Consider the following 1,761-nt stretch of genomic DNA (forward strand, 5'->3'; position numbering starts at 1 on the left):
GCCTGGGTCTGTGCGTGTACCGGCAGGGCACTCCCGAGCAACATGACCGCCGCAAGGCAGGAGCCCGCGGAAAGTCGTTGCCCGGCAGGCGCGGTAGCCCTCAAGTGTGGTCGGCTTGTCATCGAAGTCCCCCTTCTGACTGTGACCATGAATCGGCAGGTGCGCCGACTCTTTAATCGGACGGATCAGGACCGTTGCATCGGGTCCGTCGGCAAGGAAAGCTCGACTTCGCAGCGCGCCTCGAGTCGGCGTACCAACTCGCTCACGCTGCTGCCCGGCGGAATCTCCCCCTGGGTTCGATGCCAAAGCGCCTGGTTGGCCTGGCTCAGGTCCATGCTCAGACCCAGCTCGGACGCGAGCCGCAGAGCGATGTCGATGTCCTTCACCATCAGGTCGAACTTGAACGGATCGTCAAACTTGCGACTGAGAATTCTCTGGACGATGTGTGTCCGGCTCACCCATGACATTCCCGTCGAGGAGTTCAGGACCCCGGTCATCGCGGCCGGCTCCAGACCGTAGCGCGCGCCGATGACCAGCCCTTCCGCCGTCGCGAGGAAGGTCGCCGCGGTGATCATGTTGTTGATTGATTTCATCGCGTGACCGCTGCCGATCGGTCCCAGGTGGAACACGCGGTCCCCGAGGACCTCCAACAGGGGCCGCACACGTTCGACGCCAGCCTCCTCGCCGCCAACCATGAAGACCAGCTCGGCGTTCAGGGCGCCGATTTCGGCGCCCGACACCGGTGCGTCAACCATGTCTACGCCGATATCTTTCAGGCGTTTGGCGGTTGTTTTCGTACCGGAGGGCTCGGAGGAGGACGTGTCCAGCAGCAGGCTGCCGGGGCGGAAGGCCTCGGCGAGGCCCTGAGGACCGAAGACGACCGATTCGACCTCACGGCCGCTCGGTAGCATCGTGATGACGATGTCGGAGGCGGCCGCCACTTCTTTCGGTGACGACGCCATCACAACACCGGTACTGCTGCGATCGAGACGATCCAGGGCCTTCGGATCGGTATCGTAGGCCGTGATCGCATAACCCGCGGCGGCCAGATGGCGCGCCATCGGCAGCCCCATCACGCCCAAGCCGATGAAGCCTACCGGATGCCTGCTCATGGCAGCACCCGCTCGAGGCCCCCGAGCGCGCGAGTATCACGCCTTATCGTATGCATGTGGCTCTTCCGCCCCTGCGCGGAAGTCACACTCGCCCCGTGTGTTGTCAGGTCAATGCCCACCTTGGGCCGCTGCCGGTCCGTCCGTCATGACATCAGCGCAGTGAGTCCGCGCATTTGTTGAGACTGATGCTAACAGCGCCGACCTGACTGCGGAAGCCATTCAAACGAGAGACCGGCGTTCGCGAAAAGCAAACGCGCACCAAGCACCTATATTTTTGCGCGCTTTCGCCGGCGAGTTGCGTTCTGGAGCATGGCGACGGTATGGTTACGCCGAGGAACGCTCGACCAAACCTGCACAATCGACCATTCAACTACAAGGAACTGACTTACATGAAGGTGGCGTTTATCGGCGTCGGGAATATGGGGAAACCGATGGCTGCAAACATCGCAAAAGCGGGACACGAGTTGTCGCTGTTCGACGCTAATGTTGGTCTCGCTGCGCAGGTTGCGGGCGAGATCGGCGCGACCCCATTGTTGGACATCAGTAACGTCGGCGCAGCTGAGATCATCGTGACGATGCTGCCGGATGCACGAGCTGTGCGCGACGTCGCGACCGGCCCCGGAGGGATCGCCTCGGTCGCAAAGGCCGG

General features: G+C 62.7%; 2 protein-coding genes. One reads left to right on the forward strand and one right to left on the reverse strand.

From position 1 onward, the window contains the following. Positions 1 to 185: 185 nt before the first annotated feature. Complete coding sequence (locus WCA53_RS09685; RefSeq protein ID WP_423908474.1) at positions 186 to 1,112, reverse strand: NAD(P)-dependent oxidoreductase; 927 nt, start codon at positions 1,110 to 1,112, stop codon at positions 186 to 188. A 320-nt stretch (positions 1,113 to 1,432) separates the two neighbouring features. Here WCA53_RS09685 and WCA53_RS09690 point away from each other — a divergent pair. Continuing rightward, the coding region (locus WCA53_RS09690; RefSeq protein ID WP_423908476.1) for an NAD(P)-binding domain-containing protein at positions 1,433 to 1,761 on the forward strand (329 nt) is incomplete at its 3' end.

The organism is Caballeronia sp. (genome assembly GCF_049581465.1).
GTDB lineage: Bacteria > Pseudomonadota > Gammaproteobacteria > Burkholderiales > Burkholderiaceae > Caballeronia.

Bases quoted from the DNA above. Each gene is read 5' to 3' on its own strand.
- WCA53_RS09685 (WP_423908474.1), bottom strand. From the start codon at position 1,112: ATGAGCAGGCATCCGGTAGGCTTCATCGGCTTGGGCGTGATGGGGCTG.